The organism is Nitratireductor lacus (assembly GCF_056431025.1).
Window position 1 is genome coordinate 220639 of the sequence record NZ_JBWKMB010000003.1, and the last position, 16653, is coordinate 237291.

Sequence of the window (16653 nt, forward strand, 5' to 3'; positions counted from 1 at the left end):
AAACAGGCATAGAGACTTCCGATCGAACGAGGAAAGTACCGATGGACAGCGCTGCGCTCCGCGAAACCGAGGCCGAAAAGACCACCGAATTCCCGATTCCCGCCGGCTGTTTTGCCGAGCGTGTAACGTCGGTGAAGCATTATACGGACAATCTGTTCGCCTTCCGCATCACCCGTCCGCAGAGCTTCCGTTTCCGCTCCGGCGAGTTCGTGATGATCGGCCTGCCCAATGCGGAAAAGCCGGTGTTTCGCGCCTATTCCATCGCCAGTCCCGCCTGGGACGAGGAAGTGGAGTTCTTCTCCATCAAGGTGCCGGATGGTCCGCTGACCCAGCATCTGCAGAAGATCCAGCCCGGCGACACGGTGCTCATGCGTCAGAAGTCCACGGGCACGCTGGTCAATGATGCGCTGACGCCGGCGAAAAACCTCTACATGATCTCCACCGGCACGGGCATCGCGCCCTTTGCGAGCCTGATCCGCGATCCGGAGACCTATGAGAAGTTCGACAACATCATTCTCACCCACACCTGCCGCGACGTGGCCGAGCTCGACTACGGCAAGGAACTGGTGACCGCTCTCAGGGACGATCCGCTGATCGGCGAGCTGGTCGACGGGCGCCTGACCCATTTCACTTCCACCACGCGCGAAACCTCGCCCGTGATGGGCCGCATCACGACGCTGATCGAGAATGGCGGTCTGTTCAAGGCGCTCGGCACCGAGCCGTTCAACCGCGAGAACGACCGCGTGATGATCTGCGGCTCCATGGCCATGCTCAAGGATGTGAAGGCACTGGTCGAGAAGGCGGGCCTCAAGGAAGGCTCCAACGCCGAGCCGGCCGATTTCGTCGTCGAACGCGCTTTCGTCGGCTGATTGCTCTTGCATTGAGGTTACGAAGGAGGTGCGGCTAACGCCTCATTCCCCTTTGCCCTACCGGCTGACGCGTCTGAGCACCTCAATGCAAACCCCTGCCTCGTCATCCGATGGCTTACCATAGGATCCATGCCGTCGCGCAGGCGCAGGCGCAATAGAGACGAGCGTTCTTCAGAAGCTGCGGTTTATGCTTGATGTTCAGGCATGGGTCCTCGGTTCAGGACCGAGGATGACGAAGAGAGCGGGGTGGCAGGCGGATAGACGTTGGTGGCAGGCCCTTCACCAAAAGAAAACGGCCCGGCATCGCTGCCGGGCCGCCAGACCTCACATCAAGCCAGTGGCTTACTGCTCGAGGTAGTCGTATTTGCCGCCTTTCCACTCGTAGAAGACATAGCCCGGCAGCGTGACGTCGCCCTTGTCGTCGAAGGACAGGTCGCCGAGAACGGTCGAGAACGTGCCGTCATTGAGTGCGGCAACGACCGGATCGTAGTCGGTGGAACCGGCTGCCTCGACGGCATCCTTCCATGCCTGGATGGCGGCATAGGTGTAGAGCGCATAGCCTTCAGCCGTCTTGCCGGCGGCAAGCAGCTTGTCGACGACCGGCTTTGCGATCTCGTTCTTGCGCGGATCGGGCGAGAAGGTCATCAGCGTGCCCTCACCCGCATCGCCGGTGATGGCCCAGTACTCGTCGGTGACGAGCGCGTCACCGGAGACGAGCACCGTGTCCATGCCCTGCTCGCGCATCTGGCGCGCCATGAGGCCGGCTTCCGTGTGGTAGCCGCCGACATAGAGAACGCCAATGCCTTCCTGCTTCAGCTTGGAGACGAGCGCGGTGTAGTCCTTTTCACCGGCGGTGTAGGCTTCGTAGAGAGCCGGCTTGCCGCCAGCAGCCTCGTAAGCCGCCATGGTCGCGTCGGCGAGACCCTTGCCGTAGGCGGTCTTGTCGTGGACGAAGGCCACCTTCTTGTCGCCGAAGTTCTCGACGAGGAACTTGCCTGCCACATCACCCTGCTGGTCGTCACGACCGCAGACGCGGAAGATGCCCGGGCCGGGCCGGTTGTCGGTGAAAGCCGGGTTGGTGGAAGCCGGCGAGATCTGGATAATGCCTTCCTCGGCATAGACCGACGATGCCGGGATGGACGAACCCGAGCAGAAGTGGCCTGCAACGAAGGAAACGCCGGAGCCTGCGAACTGGTTGGCAACAGCGACAGCCTGCTTGGGATCGCAGGCGTCATCACCCACTTCCAGCTTCAGCATCTCGCCGTTGACACCGCCGGCTTCGTTGATGTCGGCAATGGCCTGTTCAGCGCCGGCCTTCATCTGCTCACCGAAGGAAGCATATTGACCCGTCATGGGGCCAGCGACTGCGATCGTGATGTCCGCCCAGGCGGAACCGGTCATCATGAGGCTGAGTGCTGCGCCAGCCATAAGTGCCTTTTTCATGACTTCTCCCTTTAAAACACCAGAAGTTCCCTTGGCTCTCCGGAAATGGTGTTTGGTTTTCCGGTTTGGCCTTTGCGGACCGCACCGGCCCGCTTAATCGGCATGAAACCCCAATTCAAAAAAGAAATAAAGGCTTCATACCAGTTAATCATGAATCCGTTCAGCCTGAACGCTGCCAGCCGAGCGGTCCACTGCGCCGATACTGGAAGCTATACTGTGTCGCCATCTGCCCGGCGCGCGTAATACGCTTGCCGACAAAAGCGATAATCAGCAACACGATCAGGTCGACGATGTAGTAGTGAAGCGAGAGCAGCGTGCCGCTGAACAGCGCGAAATGGATGAAGCGCGTCGCTGCCGCCAGAAGCACGATGTAGAAGGCAAGCTGTGCATCGGCCTGCCAGGTGCGCGCCATGGCGCGGCCCGTAAGGTAGGCTGCACTGCCTGCAAGAAGAATTGTGACGAAGAAGAACTCCCAGAAAGTGACTTCCCAGATCGGTCCGTTTGCGTGTTCCATCAGTGCCTCCCGCCTTCGAGATACGCCGCGCGCACTTCTTCCTTCTTGAGAAGCTCCGCGCCCGTGCCGCTCATGGTCACATTGCCGTTGACCATGACATAGCCGCGATGGGCGAGCTTCAGCGCGTGGAATGCATTCTGCTCGACCAGGAAGACCGTCAGCCCCTCTTTCTCGTTCAACTCGCGGATGGCGTCGAAGATCTGCTTCACGATCAGCGGTGCAAGACCGAGCGACGGCTCGTCCAGAAGCAGAAGCTTGGGCCGGCTCATAAGCGCCCGCGCGATGGCGAGCATCTGCTGCTCGCCGCCCGAGAGCGTTCCGCCGCGCTGGCCAATCCGCTCCTTGAGGCGCGGGAACAGCTTGAAGACCTTGGCGATGTCCTCGTCGAAATACTTTGGATCGACGAGGGCTGCGCCCATCTGCAGATTTTCCATCACCGTCATGCGCGGGAAGATGCGTCGGCCTTCCGGCGACTGGGCGATGCCGAGGCTGACGATGTCGTGCGTCGGCATCATGGTGATGTCGATGCCGTCATAGACGATCTGTCCATTGCGGGCCCGCGGATCGCCACAGATGGTCATCATCAGCGTCGACTTGCCGGCGCCATTGGCGCCGATCATGGTGACGATCTCGCCGCGATGAACATCCATGTCGACACCGCGCAGAGCGACGATGTTGCCGTAGTAGGTCTCGACGCCGCGCACCGAGAGCAAGGGTTCGTTCTGAGCGCTCATGCCTTGCCTCCCTTACCGGTGGTCTTCTTTTTGGGCTGTGCGCCACGCTTGCCGGGAACGCTGCTGGCCACCTCACCCTTGTCGACACGTTTGGAGAACTCGGTCTCACCGCCCTTGGCGAGCACCTTCGCCTGCTTGACCCACTCTTCACGCTCGATGCGACCGGGGAAGGCGAGATAGGAGCCGACCCACTGCACCTCGGCCTTCTTCCACGTAGCGATCTGGTCGAAATGCCAGATGCCGAGTGCATTCAGCTTCTTTTCGCTGGCGGGGCCGATGCCCTTGACGCGGGTGAGATTGTTGGCCCCACCCGCACGCGGCTTCTTTGTGCCATGAGGCTGGCTGCCCGGATAGTCGCCGGCATTGGCGATTTTCACCTCGCTGGCGGACGGAGCGGATTTCGGTTTCGCTGCGGCGCTCGAAGCCTTTGTAGAGGGCGCTTTTGTTGCCGTGGATCTGGTCGTTGATGTCTTCGCAGTCGAGGCCTTTGACGACGGTTTTGCCTTTGATGTCGTCTTCTTCTCGGCGGGGACGGCTCTGGGCTTGGCCGCCGTCTTTTTCTTCTCAGGCCCGTCGCCTGCAACCTTTTCGATGTCCTCGCGCACTTCGGGCATGTCGATCTCAGCCTCGTCGTCGACACCCAGATAGGCCGCGATGACCTTGGGATCGTTCTTGACGAAATCCGCTGGCCCGTCGGAGATCTTCACACCGTAATCGAGCACGATCACATGGTCGGAGATTTCCATCACCACGCCCATGTCATGTTCGATCAGCAGCACCGACACGTCGTGCTCGTCGCGGATATATTTCAGCAACTCGTTGAGCTCGGCGGATTCGCGCGGGTTGAGGCCGGCGGCCGGCTCATCGAGGCACAGAAGCTGCGGCTTCGTGCACATGGCGCGCGCGATCTCCAGGCGGCGCTGCGCGCCATAGGGCAGATCGGCCGCCGGATCGTCGGCTCGATCGATGAGATTCGTGCGCTCCAGCCAGTAGACAGCCCTGTCGACGGCCTCCTTCTGCGCCTTCTTGTAGCTCGGAAGGCCCAGAATGCCGCCGATGGAGAAACCGGAAGCCACCATCAGCGGGTTGTGCTGGGCGACAAGCAGGTTTTCCAAAACGGTCATGCCGCCGAACAGGCGGATGTTCTGGAAGGTGCGCGCCACCTTGGCCCTGTGCGAGATCTCGTGATCGGGCATCCGCTCAAGAAGATAGACGGCACCGTTTCCGGTGGTCTTCCAGCGTTTGCCGCTATCAGTCACCGTTTCCACGTCATCCTGCTGCCGCCCGGGCCCATGACGCATCACGATGCGCCCTTCGGTCGGTTTGTAGAAGCCGGTGACACAGTTGAAGACCGTGGTCTTGCCCGCACCATTGGGGCCGATCAGGGCGGTGATGTCGCCCCGGCCGACATTGAAGGAGAGGTCTCCGACGGCCACGAGGCCGCCGAAGCGCATGGTCAGATGTTCGACGCTCAGGACCGGATCGCGGTCCCAGCCGGGCGTCGACGGATCAGAGTTTTTCATGGTCGTTGCCGCGTCCATCAGTGTCCCTCACCCTGAGCCACCATATCGGCGCCGATACGTTTCTTTTCCTTCAGAACCACGGATGGCTCGCGGGTCGAGATCAGGCCGCGCGGCTTCCACACCATGATGAGCACCATGGCGAGGCCGAAGATCAGCATGCGATACTGTACCGGGTCGAAACCGGAGCCGAAGACCTGCTGAAGGAAGCCGAGATTGCGCAGCATCTCGATGCCGCCGATCATCACGATCGACGCGATCACCACGCCCACCTGCGAGCCGAGACCGCCCAGAACCACGATGGCGAGAATGATCGCCGATTCCAGGAAGGTGAAGCTCTCCGGCGAGATGAAGCCCTGGCGCGTGGCGAAGAAGGAGCCTGCAAAACCGCCGAACATTGCGCCGATGGAGAAGGCCGTAAGCTTGGTGTTGCGCGTGTTGATGCCGAGCGAACGGCACGCGATCTCATCCTCACGCAGCGCTTCCCAGGCGCGCCCGATGGGCAGGCGCCGCAGACGCATGGTCACGAAATTGGTGATCAGCGCCAGAATGAAGATGATGTAGTAGAGGAAGATAAAACGCTGGATCGGATCGTAGGCGATGCCGAAGAAATCGGCGAAGCCGCCCTCGCCACGCTTCAGCTCCAGACCGAAGAATGTGGGCTTGGGAATGCCCGAGATGCCGTCCGGCCCATTGGTGAACTCGTACCAGTTCAGGAGCACGACGCGAATGATCTCACCGAAGGCAAGTGTGACGATCGCCAGATAGTCACCGCGCAGGCGCAGCACCGGGAAGCCAAGCACGATGCCCCAGCAGGCTGCGAGAATGCCTGCCAGCGGCAGCGCGAACCAGAAGCCCATGTCGAGATACTGTGCAAGCAGCGCGAAGGAATAGGCGCCGACCGCATAGAAGGCGACATAACCCAGATCGAGAAGGCCTGCGAGCCCCACCACAATGTTCAGGCCCCAGCCGAGCATGATGTAGGTCATGATCAGAATGGCCAGATCGATGAACTGACGATCCTTGCCCGGGAAGAAGGTGGTGAAGAAGAAGGGCAGCACGAGCGCAAAGGCAAAGAGCGCCCGCATGAGCCATTTGCCCGTTCCGGCAAAGCGCGAGCCGCTCGGCATCGCGCCGGCAATCTTCCGCGTGACCGGACTGTCGGTCTTGAGCACGAAGAGATTGAGGAGGAGCCGGCCCGCGAAGACGACGAGGATCGAGACGATCCACGCGCCCCAGCGCATCTTGAGATCAAGACCGCCGGGCGCGATGTCCGTGCGGATGCCGATGAAGAAGAAGCCGAGCACCGCGACAAGGAAGCCGGCAGTAGCGGCGTCCTTAACCGAAGCGGCAAAGGAATTGGGGTCGTTCTGCGGCCCAGCGACCGCCCTGTTCGAACCGTTCGTCGCCATCAGACCTTCTCCACTTCAGGTTGGCCGAGAAGACCGGAGGGCAGGAAGATCAGCACGATTGCCAGGATCGAGAAGGCCGCGACATCCTTGTATTCGACCGAGAAATAGCCCGACCAGAACACCTCGATCAGACCGATCAGAAGCCCGCCCAGCATGGCGCCGGGAAGCGAGCCGATGCCGCCCAGAACAGCCGCGGTGAACGCCTTAACGCCGGCAAGGAAGCCGATGTAGAAATCGATCACGCCGTAAAGCAGCACGAACATCAGGCCGGCCACGGCAGCCAGTGCCGCCCCCATGACGAAGGTGAGCGAGATGGTGCGGTCGACATTGATGCCCAGAAGCGCAGCCATCCTGCGGTCCTGCTCACAGGCGCGCTGCGCGCGACCGAGCGGCGTGCGGGTGATCAGCAGCGTGAAGCCCGCCATCAGCGCAATGGTCGTCAGGATGATGATGATCTGCATGTAGGAAAGCTGAACCGAAATGCCGGTCGCGCTTCCTTCCATCAGCGTTATGCCACCCTGGATCTGCGGCGGCAGCGGTTTGACGCGCGCACCCTGCGTGATCTGGACGAAGTTCTGCAGAACGATCGACATGCCGATTGCGGTGATCAACGGAGCGAGGCGGAAGGAACCGCGCAGGGGCCGGTAAGCGAGCCGCTCGACCGTCCACCCCCAGGCGGACGTGAAGATCATGGCCACGATGAGCACGATGAGCAACACCACGGGCAGGAACGCGAACCCGAGCACGGTCGTCAGGATGAGGAACATCGCCAGAGCGATGAACGCACCGATCATGAAGACGTCGCCATGCGCGAAGTTGATCATTCCGATGATGCCATAGACCATGGTATAGCCAATGGCGATCAGCCCATAGATGGAACCCAGCGTCAGCCCGTTGATAAGCTGCTGGACGAAATATTCCATGTGATATGCAACTCCCCTGAAATGTCGCCACTCAGGCGCATTTCTTATTCTTTCCCCTTGATAGTCGTAGAGGAATGACGCCCGATTGCAACGGCAAACTTCCCACGACCGGCTCCAGACCGAAGGCCGGTTTCTCCGGCTCTTGTTGACGCGGGAAGCTAGCACTGGACCAATGCAATGTCATTGCATTGACGGGAAAAATTTGAGCGCTTTGCGCAGATTCTCTCGGAATTTACGGTAAACTCGCATCAATATTGCAAGTTTTAGACAAAAAAGAACAAAACGGCTTCATCCACACCAACAGAGAAAAGGCCCGCATCGTATGCAGATGCGGGCCTTGCGAAACGCTGGAGAAAAGAGGCGGAAATCCGCCTAATTCATTGTCGGAATGACGAATTCCGCACCATCCTTCACGCCTGAAGGCCAGCGTGAGGTGACCGTCTTGGTCTTGGTGTAAAAGCGGAACGCATCCGGCCCGTGCTGGTTCAGATCGCCGAAAGCGGACGCCTTCCATCCTCCGAAAGTATAATACGCAATCGGCACTGGAATGGGGACATTCACACCCACCATGCCGACATCCACGCGGGCTGCGAAATCACGTGCCGCGTCACCGTCGCGGGTGAAGATGGCAACGCCATTGCCGAACTCATGGTCATTCGGCAGCGCGAGCGCTTCTTCATAGGTGTTGGCGCGCACCACGGAGAGCACCGGGCCGAATATCTCTTCCTTGTAGATGCGCATGTCTTTCGTGACGTTGTCGAAGAGGCAGCCACCCATATAGTAGCCGTTCTCATAGCCCTGCATCTTGAAATCGCGGCCATCGACGACAAGCTTCGCGCCTTCCTTGACGCCGAGGTCCACATACCCCTTCACGCGCTCCAGCGCCTGCTGGGTGACGAGGGGGCCGAAATCGGCAGAAGCATCAGTAGAGGGACCGACCTTGAGGCTCTCGACACGCGGGATGAGCTTCTCAACCAGCCTGTCGGCCGTCTCCTTGCCGACCGGCACAGCCACCGAAACGGCCATGCACCGCTCGCCGGCGGAGCCGTAACCGGCACCGATCAGCGCATCGACCGTCTGATCCATATCGGCATCCGGCATGATGATAAGATGGTTCTTCGCACCGCCGAAGCACTGCGCGCGTTTTCCGTTGGCGGTGGCGCGGCTGTAAATGTATTGCGCGATCGGCGTGGAGCCCACGAAACCGACAGCCTTGATGTCCGGATCGTCGAGAAGCGCATCGACCGCTTCCTTGTCGCCATTGACGACATTGAGAACCCCCTCGGGCAAACCCGCCTCGAGGAACAGTTCGGCAATGCGCATCGGCACACCCGGATCGCGCTCGGAAGGCTTCAGCACATAAGTGTTGCCGCAGGCAATGGCCGGCGCGATCTTCCAGAGCGGGATCATGGCCGGGAAGTTGAAGGGCGTGATGCCCGCCACCACGCCGAGCGGCTGGCGCATGGAATAGACGTCTATGCCCGGGCCCGCGCCCTCGGTGTATTCGCCCTTCATCATGTGCGGCGCGCCGATGCACACCTCGACCACTTCGAGCCCGCGCTGAATATCGCCCCTGGCATCGGGAATGGTCTTGCCGTGTTCGCGGGCGAGAAGCTCGGCAAGCTCGTCATAGTCGCGGTGCACGAGTTCAAGGAATTTCATGAGCACGCGCACGCGGCGCTGTGGATTGGTCTTCGCCCATCCGGGCTGTGCTGCTTTCGCATTCTCGACCGCAGCGCGCACTTCGGCGGCGCTGGCAAGAGCAACCTTGCAGCGCACCGTGCCATCCATGGGCTGCATGACGTCCTGACTGCGCCCGCTCGTTCCGGCGACATGCTTACCGCCGATGAAGTGACCGAAATCCTCCATAAGACTTCTCCCTGATTTTGAAGTTGGCGCCATTCTCTCTACTCGCTCCCGGATTTGCAACGTGACACGCACAGCAACCGTTGTGCAAAAAATAAAGTCGAAATAAAATGTCGCGTGCGAAAAATATCGAGCATGGGAGGGTCGATTGAATTGGGACGATGTGCGCGTTTTTCTGGCCGTCGCGCGGGCCGGGCAGATTCTTGGCGCGGCGAAGCGGCTCGGACTCAACCATGCGACGGTCTCTCGCCGCGTGGCGGCACTGGAGGTGTCCATCGGGGCAAAGCTCTTTCACCGACTGACCACCGGAACCGAACTCACGGCCGCGGGCGAGCAGTTGCTGGCAACCGCCGAGCGCATGGAAGCCGACATGATCGCCGCGCGGGCGGAAATCGCCGGCGAAAGCGAGGATGTGACCGGCACGGTGCGGATCGGCGCGCCGGACGGTTTCGGCGTGGCTTTCCTCGCTTCGCGACTCGGCGCCCTGACCGAGCGGCACCCGGGACTTTCCGTACAGCTTGTGCCCGTTCCCCGTTCGCTCTCGCTATCGCGCCGGGAGGCCGATATTGCCGTGACGGTGGACCGCCCAACGGAAGGCCGGCTTGTGGCCGCCAAGCTGGTGGATTACACGCTCGGGCTCTATGCTTCCCGCGCCTATGCCAGGAAACACGATCTGCCGAAGCGTGCCGCCGACCTTGGCCGTCATCGGCTTGTTGGCTATGTGCCCGATCTCGTGTTCAGCCCGACGCTCGACTACGCCGCTGAAATCTCGGAAAACTGGACTGCCGACTTTGCCGTTTCCTCAGCCATGGGCCAGGTGGAAGCGGTGCGCTCCGGCGCGGGCATTGGCATATTGCACACCTTTATCGCGCGCGGGGATGAAGAGCTGATCGCACTCGACTGGGCCGAACCGATCCGTCGCAGCTACTGGACGGTCTATCACGAATCCATGCGCCCGACGCGCCGCATTCAGGTGACGTCAGCCTTCATCGGCGAGCTGGTGGACAGGGAGCGGCATCTCTTCTGCTGACGGCTGTCTGCCTGTTGCCTCCCAACTCCGCACGGAGGTGGCCAAGGTCGTATGCGTGGGCTATGGAACCGATTGCAGACATGCCGGAGCACGGCACAGGAAAGGCACGATATGACCGACAGCAATGACGAGTATGTGTATGACGACGTGACCGGCGAATGGATGCCGGCCTCGGAAATGGCCGCCCTTGAGGCGCAGCGCAGTGCGGTCGTCGACGCTGAGGCAATCCGCTGGCGGATGGCGATTCCGTAACGCTGATCAAGGACCTGAAAGTGAAGGGCGCGGGCCAGACGCTGAAGCGGGGCACCGTGATTAAGACGATCCGCCTGACGGACAACAGGGAAGAGATCGACTGCCGTCACGAAGGCATCAAGGGTCTTGTGCTGCGCACGGAATTCGTGCGCAAACGTTAATGCATGTCGCTTTCAAATGAATTCATTTGAAAGTGTTACAGCGTCCTTTGCGCGTCTTATAAGACGCGCGGCGCTGTAGGCCTTCGAAGCCCCAACGCAAGCGCGACACGTTCCAAGAAAGCGAAGCTTACACAAACGGCCTTGCCGGATCGTAGCGGCGCGGCAGGAGACGGTGCAGATAGGCGAGGCCCTCGTCTGAAAGACGGTTTTCATCCGGTTTGAGATAGGTCTCGGGCATGTGGCGCGTCTTGCCGGCAACGGCATCGAGATCGACCAGACGGCACACCGTCCTTTCGCCATCGAACTGAAGCGCGACGGATCCGTCGCCCTTTTCCACCGAGCGGACAGCGAAGGCGCCGGCCTCGAAAGCCTCACGCGCATCGGTCTCGCTGGTCGTGGCGATGTTGCCGCGCGGCAGATAGCCGAACGTGTCGACGCGGGCGCGCTGGCCGGCAAGATCCTCGGCCAGAATGCGCTCGATGGCCTGACCGAGATCGCTGCCGGAGAGCTTGAGATTGCCGTGGGCATCACGCTCCTGCATCTCGGCTGGCACCAGCGTTTCGATGAGCGAGCGCCCATCGGCATCGGAGACCCCCTCCGACATGGCCACGACACAGCGCCCGTGGCGGGCGACCGTGGCCTTGACATCCTCGATGAAGCGGCCGCGCTCGAAGGCGCGTTCGGGCACATAGACGAGATGCGGGCCGCTTTCTTCATCGAGCGCCCAGGCGGCAGCGGCTGCTGTCAGGAAACCCGCATGGCGGCCCATGACGATGCCCACATAGACACCGGGCAGAGCGCGGAAATCGAGATCGATGCTCAGAAAGGCGCCGGCGACCATTTCGCCCGCCGAGATGAAGCCCGGCGTGTGGTCGTTTTCCATCAGATCGTTGTCGATGGTCTTTGGCGCGTGCATGAAGGTCATGCCACCGCCCGATGCATCGCGCAGAATGGCCTGTGTACCCGACGTGTCGTTGCCGCCAATGTTGATGAAGGCGTCGGCGCCGACTTCCTTCAGACCTTTCATGATCTCTTCGCAATAGGCCGCGTCGGGCTTGTCGCGGGTGGAGCCGAGCGCGGCACTCGGCGTCGCAGCGATGCGCCGAAGCTCGATCTCGGTGAGATCGGAGAGAGTGACGAAGCGCCCGTCGCGAATGCCACGCACGCCATGCAGCGCACCGAGCACCCGGCAGCCGGGATAGAGCTTCATGGCTTCCAGCGTCGCACCGGCAACGGTCTGGTTGATGACGGCGGTGGGACCGCCGCCCTGGGCGATGACGAAGGTTTCGGCCATGGTTCGCTCTTTCCTTGCAATCCGGGTCTGCCATTCATGGCATGGCGGGCGCGACGCTGAAAAGAGCCGCCGTGCCCGCATGCAGGATTAGCGGAAGAGCATGACCGGAATCTTGCAGGAGCGCAGCATCGCCTCCGTCGTCGAGCCGATGATCAGGCTGCGGATGCGCGAGTGGCCGTAGGCGCCCATGGCGAGCAGACCGAAATTCTCGCTCTCGACGCGCTCGGAGATGACCGTTTCGGGCTGACCGGGCAGCACTTCGCTTGTCGCCTCGATGCCACCGCCGCGCAACACGGCCTCGGCATCGGCGAGCCGGTTGCGCGCCTCGCTGGTGTCGCTTCCCACCGTGAGAAGCTTGACGGACAGGCCGGCGAAGAGCGGCGAGCGCGCCATGGCATCCACCGCCTTCATGCTGCTCGCACCACCATCATAGGCGACGAGCACCTTGTCGATCGGCTTGAAGGCGCGGTTGGCGACGAAGACCGGGCGGTGGCTCGACCGCACCACGCGCTCGAGATTGGAGCCCAGATGCAGCTTCGCAAAATCCGCCGCCTCGCCGCGCTTGCCGATCACCAGAAGATCGGAACCTTCCTCCACTTCGGCCACCGTCTCGACCACATCGCCATGGCGAATGCGGCCCGAGACCTTTTCAATGCCGGCGGCGCGCACGGCGGCTTCGCCATCTTCGAGGATTGCACGGCCGCGCTTCATGGCAAGGCGCGCGCGTTGCTCGTCAAGCTCGGACAGCTCCTTGAGAAGCGATGACCGCGCGCCAAGCGCGATGTTACCGGAGAGATCCGACGGGGCGCTGCCCGTCTCACGGCGGCCAAGGACGTGGAGAAGCTCCACGGAGGCTTCGAGCCTTCCGGCGATCCATGCCGCGTGTTCGCAGACGCTCTGCGAATAGATGGAGCCGTCGATGAATGCGGTGATCTTTGACATCTATTTCCCCTGTAGCATCGGGCCGAAAAGTGGAATCCGGTTTTCGGGAATACCGATGCTCAATCAAAAATTTAGATCGTCCTTTGTGCGTCCGAAAGGACGCACGGCGATCTAGTGACCCATCAGCTTCTCAAGCGCGCCCGGCTTGTCGTGAATGCCGAGCCTGTCGACGATGGTTTCGCTGGCCTCGTTCATGCCGACGATTTCCACCTCGGCACCGTCGCGGCGGAATTTGAGCACGATCATGTCCAGTGCGCCAACACTGGAAATGTCCCAGATATGCGCGCGCGATACATCGATGGTGACCTTGTCCAGCCCTTCCTTAAAGTCGAAAGCAGCGTTGAAATCCTCGACGGAAGCGAAGAAGAGCTGGCCCTCGACACGGTAGGTGCGCTGACGCCCATCCTCCGAAAGGGTGGAGGTGACGCGGAAGATCTGAGCGATCTTGCCGGCGAAAAAGATGCCGGAGAGAAGCACGCCGACCAGCACGCCAATGGCGAGATTGTGGGTTGCCACCACACAGACGACCGTGGCGAGCATGACCACGGAGGAGGAGAGCGGATGCTCGCGCAGGTTCCTGATCGACGACCATGAGAAGGTGCCGATCGAGACCATGATCATGATGGCGACAAGTGCGGGCATCGGGATCTGCCGCACCCAGTCGCCCAGAAGCACGATCATGAACAGGAGAAAGACACCGGCGACAAAGCAGGAAAGACGCCCGCGCCCGCCGGATTTCACATTGATCATCGACTGGCCGATCATGGCGCAGCCGGCCATACCGCCGATAAAGCCGGTGGCGGTGTTGGCAAGACCCTGTCCGACGCATTCCTGGTTCTTGTTGCTCTGCGTGTCGGTGAGCTCATCCACCAGCGAGGCTGTCATGAGCGATTCCAGAAGGCCAACCGCTGCCACCGCCGCCGAATAGGGCAGGATGATCTGCAGCGTTTCCAGATTGAGCGGAATGTCCGGAATGAGGAAGACCGGGAAGGTGGAGGGAAGCTCGCCCATGTCGCCCACCGTGCGCACATCAAGGCCGAAGGCGATGGACACCGTGGTGAGCACGATGATGCAGATGAGCGGCGACGGGATCGCCTTGGTCAGGCGCGGGAACAGATAGATGATGGCAAGGCCGGCGGCGACCATCACATAGGTGAGGTTCGGCACACCGATCAGCTCGGGCAGCTGCGCCATGAAGATCAGGATCGCCAGAGCGTTGACAAAGCCGGTCATGACCGAGCGCGAGACGAAGCGCATCAGATGGCCGAGCTTCAAGAGCCCCGCCCCGATCTGCAACAGGCCGGCCAGCACCGTGGCGGCGAGCAGATATTGCAGCCCATGCTCCTTGACCAGCGTGACCATGAGCACGGCCGTGGCGGCGGTCGCCGCGGAGATCATGCCCGGCCGGCCACCGGCAATGGCGGTGATGACGGCGATGGAGAAGGAGGCGTAGAGCCCGACCTTGGGGTCGACACCGGCAATGATGGAAAAGGCGATGGCTTCGGGGATGAGCGCAAGCGCGACCACGAGGCCGGAAAGGAGATCGGCGCGAATATTGCCGAACCATTCGTCACGGTAATGGGAAAGCGAGAACATGGAACCTTCAGGAGACATGACCTCCCAACCGCCGACAGGCTTCTGCGGCCGGGAAAGACAGAAACGATCGAGGTTGCGCCGGCGGATCAGCGGCCGGCAGAGCCACCCGGAGTTTCACCGGGTCCTAAGCGGATGCGCGGTGTTTAACCCGGATGATGCTGCGGCGCAACATTGTTCGTCTCCTGAAGGGGCTTGCGTCAGTCCGGCTTCTTGCGCGCCTTCTTCTTGCCGCCAGCGGGCTTGGCGAATTTCGGCTTGCCGGGTTTGCCGTCTTTCTTCGCCCATGGCTTGGCATCGTCGCGCCATTCGCCGCCCTTGCGGTGCGGCTTGCCGGCCGGCCTGCGCTTTCCGGCAAAGGGTTTTGGCCCGCTGCTGCGCGCTGCGAAATCAGGCGCTCCGTCCAATTGCACAACCCGGATGCTGCGCTCCAGAACGGCCTGCGGGCCGATCGCGGCAAGAAACCGGTCAACACAGGCGGCATCGAGCTGAACGAAGGTCTCGTCCTGCTGCATCTTGATCGCGCCGATCTCACGCTTGGTGATCTCGCCCGCGCGGCACAGAAGCGGGATGAGCCAGCGTGGCTCGGCATTCTGCTTGCGGCCAACCGACAGCGAGAACCAGACGCTCTCGTCGAATTCCTCACGGCGCGGCGCGCGCTCCTCGCGCATGCCGCCACCATCCTGGATGGTCACTTCCGTGACATCCTCCGGCGCAGAGAGTTTTGCGCGGTGAAGCCGGACAAAGGCCGCCGCAATCTGCTTGGCCCCGTGCTTCTCAAGAAGCGCTTTGACGAAGTCTCCCTCGTTTTCCTGAATGGGGTCTTCGAGGTGCGGATCAGCCATCAGGCGTTCGTCATCGCGCTGAAGAACCTCTTCAGCGGAGGGCGGGCTTGTCCACTCAAGCCGCACCTTGGCATCGCGCAGAAGGCGCTCGGCCCGGCGGCGACCATTGGGCGCAGCGATGAGCGCGCTGACACCCTTGCGGCCTGCACGGCCGGTGCGGCCAGAGCGGTGCAGCAGCGTTTCGGAATTGGTTGGCAGATCCGCATGAACCACGAGCTCGAGATTGGGCAGGTCGATGCCGCGGGCAGCAACATCCGTCGCGACACAGACACGGGCGCGCCCGTCGCGCATGGCCTGCAGCGCATGGGTGCGCTCGCTCTGGCTGAGCTCGCCCGAGAGGGCCACGACCGAGAAACCACGATTGTTGAACCGCGCCGTCAGATGGTTGACCGTGGCGCGCGTGTTGCAGAACACCAGCGCATTGCGCGCCTCATGATAGCGCAGCACGTTGATGATGGCGTTCTCGCGCTCCTGCGGAATGGCAAGGAAGCCGCGATACTCAATGTCGCCATGCTGCTTCTGCTCGGCAGCCGTGGTGATGCGCACTGCATCGCGCTGATAATTCTTCGCCAGATTGGCGATGGTGCGCGAGACGGTCGCCGAGAACATGAGCGTGCGGCGCTCGGCGGGAGCGGCATCCAGAATGAATTCCAGATCCTCGCGGAAGCCGAGATCGAGCATCTCGTCCGCCTCGTCCAGAACGACAGCGCGCAGGTCCGACATGTCGAGCGCATTGCGGCGGATGTGGTCGCACAGGCGGCCGGGTGTGCCGACGACGATATGGGCACCGCGCTCCAGCGCGCGGCGCTCGGTGCGGATGTCCATGCCGCCGACGCAGGAGGCAATCACGGCACCGGTTTCGGCGTAAAGCCATTCCAGCTCGCGCTTGACCTGAAGCGCCAGTTCGCGCGTCGGCGCAACGGCGAGGCCGAGCGGGGCGGCGGCACGATCAAAGCTTTCCGCGCCGTCAAGCAGGCTTGGCGCCAGCGCGATGCCGAAGGCGACGGTCTTGCCGGAGCCTGTCTGCGCGGAAACAAGCGCATCGGCGCCTTCAGGTTCCAGTTCCAGAACAGCCTTCTGAACCTGGGTTAATTCGGTATAGCCGCGCTTGTCCAACGCCCGGCCAAGCGCTGGCACAATGCCTTCGAACTCGGTCATTCATCTTCTTTCGGAAATGAGCGCGCTTTGTGAGATCGTCTGTGGCAGATGGTCTGGAGGGCGCGCAGCGCGGCGATTTCACCAACGCTTTTGCGCC

Annotated in this window: 13 protein-coding genes, 1 pseudogene and 1 other annotated feature; of the genes and pseudogenes, 3 read left to right on the forward strand and 11 right to left on the reverse strand. The window is 61.7% G+C overall.

Going from position 1 to position 16653, the window contains the following annotated elements; translation table 11 throughout:
• Positions 1-41 precede the first annotated feature (41 nt).
• The gene (locus tag AC07E3_RS04155) at positions 42-869 is read left to right on the forward strand and encodes a ferredoxin--NADP reductase (protein WP_478360383.1); all 828 of its coding nucleotides are present in this window, start codon (positions 42-44) and stop codon (positions 867-869) included.
• Positions 870-1211: 342 nt separating this feature from the next.
• On the opposite strand, the gene AC07E3_RS04160 is transcribed toward AC07E3_RS04155, so the two are convergent.
• From AC07E3_RS04160 to AC07E3_RS04190, 7 genes are all read right to left on the reverse strand, one after another.
• Positions 1212-2312 carry a branched-chain amino acid ABC transporter substrate-binding protein gene (locus AC07E3_RS04160; protein WP_478360384.1) on the reverse strand — a complete coding sequence of 367 codons (1101 nt, stop codon included), beginning with the start codon at positions 2310-2312 and terminating at the stop codon, positions 1212-1214.
• 160 nt (positions 2313-2472) lie between these two features.
• Positions 2473-2826: a DUF6867 family protein gene (locus AC07E3_RS04165; protein WP_065818077.1), complete on the reverse strand. Its 354-nt coding sequence runs from the start codon at positions 2824-2826 to the stop codon at positions 2473-2475.
• Positions 2826-3560 carry an ABC transporter ATP-binding protein gene (locus tag AC07E3_RS04170; RefSeq protein ID WP_065818076.1) on the reverse strand — a complete coding sequence of 245 codons (735 nt, stop codon included), beginning with the start codon at positions 3558-3560 and terminating at the stop codon, positions 2826-2828. Before AC07E3_RS04170 ends, AC07E3_RS04165 begins: the two co-directional genes overlap by 1 nt.
• Complete coding sequence (locus tag AC07E3_RS04175) at positions 3557-5101, reverse strand: ATP-binding cassette domain-containing protein (protein WP_336070112.1); 1545 nt, start codon at positions 5099-5101, stop codon at positions 3557-3559. The genes AC07E3_RS04170 and AC07E3_RS04175 overlap by 4 nt, the downstream gene beginning before the upstream one ends.
• Positions 5101-6492, reverse strand: a complete 1392-nt coding sequence (gene livM, locus AC07E3_RS04180; protein ID WP_336070114.1) for a high-affinity branched-chain amino acid ABC transporter permease LivM — start codon at positions 6490-6492, stop codon at positions 5101-5103. Before livM ends, AC07E3_RS04175 begins: the two co-directional genes overlap by 1 nt.
• On the reverse strand, positions 6492-7415 hold the full coding sequence (locus AC07E3_RS04185) for an ABC transporter permease subunit (RefSeq protein WP_336070116.1): 924 nt from the start codon (positions 7413-7415) through the stop codon (positions 6492-6494). Before AC07E3_RS04185 ends, livM begins: the two co-directional genes overlap by 1 nt.
• A gap of 372 nt (positions 7416-7787) precedes the next feature.
• Positions 7788-9284: a CoA-acylating methylmalonate-semialdehyde dehydrogenase gene (locus AC07E3_RS04190; protein ID WP_065818072.1), complete on the reverse strand. Its 1497-nt coding sequence runs from the start codon at positions 9282-9284 to the stop codon at positions 7788-7790.
• A 145-nt stretch (positions 9285-9429) separates the two neighbouring features.
• On the opposite strand from AC07E3_RS04190, the gene AC07E3_RS04195 reads away from it, so the two are divergent.
• Both AC07E3_RS04195 and AC07E3_RS04200 read left to right on the forward strand, forming a co-directional pair.
• Positions 9430-10311, forward strand: coding sequence for a LysR family transcriptional regulator (locus AC07E3_RS04195; protein WP_336070119.1), 882 nt, complete (start codon positions 9430-9432; stop codon positions 10309-10311).
• A gap of 111 nt (positions 10312-10422) precedes the next feature.
• A pseudogene (locus AC07E3_RS04200) lies at positions 10423-10724 on the forward strand (alkylphosphonate utilization protein).
• Between the two features lie 127 nt (positions 10725-10851).
• Here the strand turns inward: AC07E3_RS04200 and AC07E3_RS04205 are convergent.
• From AC07E3_RS04205 to AC07E3_RS04220, 4 genes are all read right to left on the reverse strand, one after another.
• Positions 10852-12018, reverse strand: a complete 1167-nt coding sequence (locus AC07E3_RS04205) for a diphosphate--fructose-6-phosphate 1-phosphotransferase (RefSeq protein WP_478360385.1) — start codon at positions 12016-12018, stop codon at positions 10852-10854.
• A gap of 87 nt (positions 12019-12105) precedes the next feature.
• Entirely contained in the window at positions 12106-12960 is an 855-nt protein-coding gene (locus AC07E3_RS04210; RefSeq protein WP_478360386.1) for a universal stress protein, read from the reverse strand.
• A 111-nt stretch (positions 12961-13071) separates the two neighbouring features.
• On the reverse strand, positions 13072-14556 hold the full coding sequence (locus AC07E3_RS04215; protein ID WP_478360404.1) for a SulP family inorganic anion transporter: 1485 nt from the start codon (positions 14554-14556) through the stop codon (positions 13072-13074).
• Positions 14557-14628: 72 nt separating this feature from the next.
• Positions 14629-14684: a sequence feature (sul1 is cis-regulatory element that is thought to sense ions involved in sulfur or methionine metabolism; They are found in Alphaproteobacteria), on the reverse strand.
• Positions 14685-14753: 69 nt separating this feature from the next.
• Positions 14754-16556: a DEAD/DEAH box helicase gene (locus AC07E3_RS04220; protein WP_478360387.1), complete on the reverse strand. Its 1803-nt coding sequence runs from the start codon at positions 16554-16556 to the stop codon at positions 14754-14756.
• Positions 16557-16653 lie beyond the last annotated feature (97 nt).

Excerpts from the sequence above, each read along its gene's own strand:
- livM (WP_336070114.1), bottom strand. The coding sequence starts at position 6,492 with ATGGCGACGAACGGTTCGAACAGGGCGGTCGCTGGGCCGCAGAACGAC.
- AC07E3_RS04215 (WP_478360404.1), bottom strand. The coding sequence starts at position 14,556 with ATGTTCTCGCTTTCCCATTACCGTGACGAATGGTTCGGCAATATTCGC.
- AC07E3_RS04185 (WP_336070116.1), bottom strand. The coding sequence starts at position 7,415 with ATGGAATATTTCGTCCAGCAGCTTATCAACGGGCTGACGCTGGGTTCC.
- AC07E3_RS04170 (WP_065818076.1), bottom strand. The coding sequence starts at position 3,560 with ATGAGCGCTCAGAACGAACCCTTGCTCTCGGTGCGCGGCGTCGAGACC.
- AC07E3_RS04205 (WP_478360385.1), bottom strand. The coding sequence starts at position 12,018 with ATGGCCGAAACCTTCGTCATCGCCCAGGGCGGCGGTCCCACCGCCGTC.
- AC07E3_RS04190 (WP_065818072.1), bottom strand. The coding sequence starts at position 9,284 with ATGGAGGATTTCGGTCACTTCATCGGCGGTAAGCATGTCGCCGGAACG.
- AC07E3_RS04175 (WP_336070112.1), bottom strand. The coding sequence starts at position 5,101 with ATGGACGCGGCAACGACCATGAAAAACTCTGATCCGTCGACGCCCGGC.
- AC07E3_RS04160 (WP_478360384.1), bottom strand. The coding sequence starts at position 2,312 with ATGAAAAAGGCACTTATGGCTGGCGCAGCACTCAGCCTCATGATGACC.
- AC07E3_RS04165 (WP_065818077.1), bottom strand. The coding sequence starts at position 2,826 with ATGGAACACGCAAACGGACCGATCTGGGAAGTCACTTTCTGGGAGTTC.
- AC07E3_RS04220 (WP_478360387.1), bottom strand. The coding sequence starts at position 16,556 with ATGACCGAGTTCGAAGGCATTGTGCCAGCGCTTGGCCGGGCGTTGGAC.
- AC07E3_RS04210 (WP_478360386.1), bottom strand. The coding sequence starts at position 12,960 with ATGTCAAAGATCACCGCATTCATCGACGGCTCCATCTATTCGCAGAGC.
- AC07E3_RS04155 (WP_478360383.1), top strand. The coding sequence starts at position 42 with ATGGACAGCGCTGCGCTCCGCGAAACCGAGGCCGAAAAGACCACCGAA.